This is a genomic window from Ideonella sp., from assembly GCF_041287625.1.
Classification (GTDB): domain Bacteria; phylum Pseudomonadota; class Gammaproteobacteria; order Burkholderiales; family Burkholderiaceae_C; genus Ideonella.
In genome coordinates this window covers 1-4,557 of the sequence record NZ_JBGGNH010000026.1, presented here as the reverse complement: position 1 = coordinate 4,557, position 4,557 = coordinate 1, and the positions used below count along the sequence as shown (strand labels likewise).

Sequence of the window (4,557 nt, the reverse complement as noted above, 5' to 3'; positions counted from 1 at the left end):
TTGGCCCCGCCCGCGCCGAACGACGAGATGCCGGCAATGCGTTTGCCTTCTTGCTGCCTGCCGCCCACTTCCCGGGTGGGCCTGAGCCAGTCGGTCAGCTCCTGCTGCACGACGAACGGCGTGCCTTCGAAGTCGATGTTGGGGTTCAGGATGCTGGAATGCAGGCTGGGCGCGATCTGGCGGTGCTTGAGTTGCAGCAGGACTTTGGTGACGCCGGCGATGCCGGCTGCGCTTTCGCAGTGGCCGATGTTGGATTTGGCAGATCCAATGGCGCAGTACTGTTTGTCTTGCGTCCATTGGCTGAATGCCTTGGCCAGGCCGGCGATCTCGATGGGGTCGCCCAGGCTGGTGCCGGTGCCGTGGGCTTCGATGTAGCTGATGTCCCGCGCGTCGATGCCGCCGTCTCTGAGTGCGCGTGCGATGACTTTGGCTTGCGCGTTGGGATTCGGCACGGTGTAGCCGTTGGTCTTGCCGCCGTGGTTGATGGCGCTGGCCTTGATGACGCCGTAGATGTGGTCGCCATCAGCTTGTGCTTGGGCCAGCGGTTTGAGCAGGATGGCGCCGACGCCTTCTCCAGGCACATAGCCTTCTCCGCCTTCGCCGAAGCTTTCGCAACGGCCTTTGCCGGAGATGAATTTGCCCTGCGCGAGCATCAGGTATTTGTTGGGGTGCACCGAGACGTTGACGCCGCCGGCAACGGCCACCGTGCAGTTGCCTTGCCGCAGGCTCTGGCAGGCCAGGTGGATGGCAGTGAGCGAGGACGAGCACATGGTGTCCAGGGCCAGGCTGGGTCCGCTGAAGTTGCAGTAGTAGGAGATGCGGTTGGCGATGGAGGCGGGGCTGTTGAAGACGGCGAGCTTGTGGCCCCGGGCTTGTTCCTGTGCGCCGTAGAGTTGGTATTCCTCGTACATGACGCCAACGAACACGCCTACGTTCTGGTCCGCAGCGACGCTGTCCCGGGTGTAGCCGGCGTCTTCCAGCGTGGCGTGCACGCATTGCAGGAACAGCCGTTCCTGCGGGTCCATGAGTTCGGCTTCGCGTGGCGAGATGTTGAAGAACAGCGGGTCGAATTCGTCCACGCCTTCGATGAAGCCGCCCCATTTGCTGTAGGTCTTGCCGGCTTTGCTGCGGTCTTCGTCGAAGTCGGTTCGCCAGTCCCAGCGCGATGCAGGGATCTCGGTGATGCTGTCTTTGCCGGTGCTCAGGTTGGACCAGAACGCCGCCACGTCCCCAGCCTGGGGGTACCGGCCTGACAGGCCGATGATGGCGATCTCGCCGGTGGCGTTGCCTGCATTGCGCAATGCCAAACGGGAGTCAAGACGCATGCCAGAACGCAAGCGCTTGCGAACAGCTGGCACGACCGCGCCATGCGGCCCCGCAGCCACGGATGGCAAAGGCAATGCATGCTTCTCGCCGAGCAAGTCGACCAGCCTGGCATGATGACTTTGCAGGAAGTAGCCAGACAGCGCGGCAATCGTCTGGTACTCGAAGAACAGCGTCTTCGGCAGCGGGCCGAAGGTCTTCTCGAGCTTCTGCGTCAAGTCCATCACCAGCACGGAGTCGATGCCATAGGCCTCCAGGGCCACCTGCGCATCGATCTTGTGCGGCGGCAGCTTCAATGTGGCCGACAGCAGGCGCACCAGGTGCCGCACCGTCCTGTCACGCAAATCCTCGCCCGGCTGGACCGGCGCCGGCTCGGCTTGCGTGACGGCGGGTTTGGCCGGCGCATCGGTCAACAGGCTGGCTTTCAAGCGTTCGACATGGCCCTCCGCCACCAGCACCTGCGGCAGGCCGCTCGCCAAGGCCTGGACCAGGGCCGTGCAACCACTGGCGCTGCGCAGCGGCGTCATGCCAATTTCCTGCAGCAGGTAGCGCCGCGTGGCAGCGTCCACCTGCATGCCACCTTCTTCCCACAGCGGCCAGTTGATGGCCAGGCTGCGCCCCTGCCGAAGGCCTTGTGCGACCAGGCCGTCCCGGAAATGAGCGAAGGCATCCATGAAACCATTCGCCGCCGCGTAGTCGGCCTGCCCGACGTTGCCCAGAGCGCTGGCGATCGACGAGAAGCAGATGAAGCAGTCCAGCGCCAGATCGCGGGTGGCCGCGTCGAGGTTCAGCGTGCCGGCGACCTTGGCGTGCAGCACGTCCTGCAATTCCTCGCGGGTCTTCCTGAGGATGAAGCTGTCGCGCAACACACCTGCGCTGTGCAGCACGCCGTCCAGGCCACCAAAGGCTTCGACGAGTTCGCCCACCAGGCGTGTCACGGCCTGGCTGTCGCCCACGTCGAGCTGGCGATATTGCGGCTCGGCGCCCATCGCGGCCAGTTCGTCGAGCGCGGCTTGCGCGCTGGCGTTCAGTGGCGAACGGCCAGTCAGCACCAGCCTCGCACCCTTGGCCTGGCGCGCGATCTCGCGCGCGAAGATCAGGCCCAGGCCGCCCGCGCCGCCGGTGATCAGGTAGACGCCCTGGTCCTGCCACGGCGAAGCCGCATCGGCCACGCCAACCCATTCGGCCCAGCCCCCGACCTGGCGCTCTCCGCCGATGTAGCGCAGGTCCGCCGCCGGGCTGTCGCGGTTGTCCCGCACTGCCTGCGGCAGGTTCTGGCCCGGTTCGACCTGGATCACCTGGCCGAGCAGGCTCGGGTTCTCCCGTTGCGCCGTGCGCAGCATGCCGCCCAGGCCGGCCATGAGCCGGGCCGTGCCCAGCTGGGGCACGAGCAACTGGACCCGGTGCTGGCCAGGCTGGCGGCTCAGGGACTGGAGCTGTGCCAGCAGCGTTTCGGCTGCGGAGGCATAGCTTTGGGCCAGGTTCTCGTCCACGGCAAAGGCCACGCAAGTCACATCCGGCAGCTCGGCCTGGACCTGGCGGGTGGCGGCCGCATCGAGGCCGCACAGCATCACCAGGTGCCGTGCGAAGCTGCGACCCGTCGCGCTGTCGACGGCAACCGGCTTGGCTTCCCAGACCGGCTTGGCCAGCAGGGTCTGCAAGGCCGTTCCGGCCTCGGCGATGGGCGCAGCAGCGTGCAGCCCGAGCCCACTGAGGCGAACACAGACGTTGCCATGTTCGTCGCAAAGGTCAACGTCGATCGCCGACGGCAGCGCGCCACCGGTTGCCTTCCCGGCACTCGATCGCAACACGGCCCACATGTCAGCGCCGCAGGGGGCGAGCAGGTCCAGGGAACCGAGCGTGGCGGGCAACCACAAGCTGCCATCGTCCGCGTGCCCGGCCGAGCGCAGCAGACCGAGGGTGGCTTGCAGTGCCGCGTCCAGCAGGCTGGGATGCAGCCCATAACCGTCCGCCGGCGCAGAAGCAGGCAAGGCGACCCGGGCCAGGACTTCGCCGTCTCCGATGAGAAGTTCGTTCAGGCCCTGGAAGGCCGGGCCGTAGTGCAGGCCCATGCGGTCGAATGCTGCGTAGCACTGCGTGGCGTCGAGGTGCGCGACGCTGCATTGCGCGCGCAGCGCCACCAGGTCATGCATTGCCGCCGTGGCGCTTGGCCCCCCGGCGACCATCACGACCGCGCCCTGGCAATGCACCCGGGGCTCGTCGCCTTCGGCATCGCTGTAGATCTCGAAGCGGATGTCGCCGGACGCTTGCGGCAGCAGCGCGATGTGCAGCTCGACGCCGTCCGCGCCGGCCACCACCGGCCGCAACCAGGCAATGTCCCGGAGCTGCAGCAAGCAGTCTTCGTCCATGGCCAGGCTCATCGCGTGCCGCGCCATCTCCAGCTGCGCGACACCGGGCAGGATGCGCGTGCCTTTCACCGCATGGTCGGCGAAGAAGAACTCCTCGCCACTGAAGTGAGAGCTGAAGCGCTGCACCGCAAAGCTGGAGGTGTTGCGATGCAGCAGCGGGTGCAGATGTCCGCCCTTTGCGGCAGGCGCCGCTGCCGACGCAGAGACGTCGAGCCAATAGCGCTCGCGTGCAAACGGATAGGTCGGCAGGCTGATGCGCTGCGGGCGCTGGGCGCCGTACAGCCGCTGCCAATCCACCGCCATGCCCTTGACCCAAAGGTCCAGCAACTTGTCGAACTTGCCCTTGGCGATCCAGGCGTCGGCCATGGCGGCGGTGTCCTCATCGCCGCTGAGCCCTGCCAGCGCTTCCTTGTTGCGCTTGACCTGTCCCCGGTACAGCTCGTCGACGCTGTCGCCCGCCGCATGGGCATCCAGCTTCCGGCGCAGCTCTTCCATCGAGCTGACCACCAAGCCCAGCCGCTCTTCCATCGCTTCACGCCCAACCTGCAGCGTGTAGGCCAGGTCCGCCAGGCTCAGCTCAGGCTGGGCTTCGATGGCATCGCGCAGTTGCCGGACTTGCTCGTTGAGCCGGTCTTCGTTGCGGGCCGACAGCACGATCAGCGCTGGTCCGCTGTCGGTGTGCTGCACCTCGGGCGCGCTGTATTCCTCGATCACCACATGCGCATTGGCCCCGCCCGCGCCGAACGACGAGATGCCGGCAATGCGTTTGCCTTCTTGCTGCCTGCCGCCCACTTCCCGGGTGGGCCTGAGCCAGTCGGTCAGCTCCTGCTGCACGACGAACGGCGTGCCTTCGAAGTCGATGTTG

Annotated in this window: 1 protein-coding gene; it reads right to left on the bottom strand. The window is 66.6% G+C overall.

Annotation, left to right across the window (positions count from 1 at the left end):
- Positions 1-4,557: SDR family NAD(P)-dependent oxidoreductase (locus ACAH41_RS09990; RefSeq protein ID WP_325654622.1), on the bottom strand; the 4,557-nt coding region annotated here is incomplete at both ends.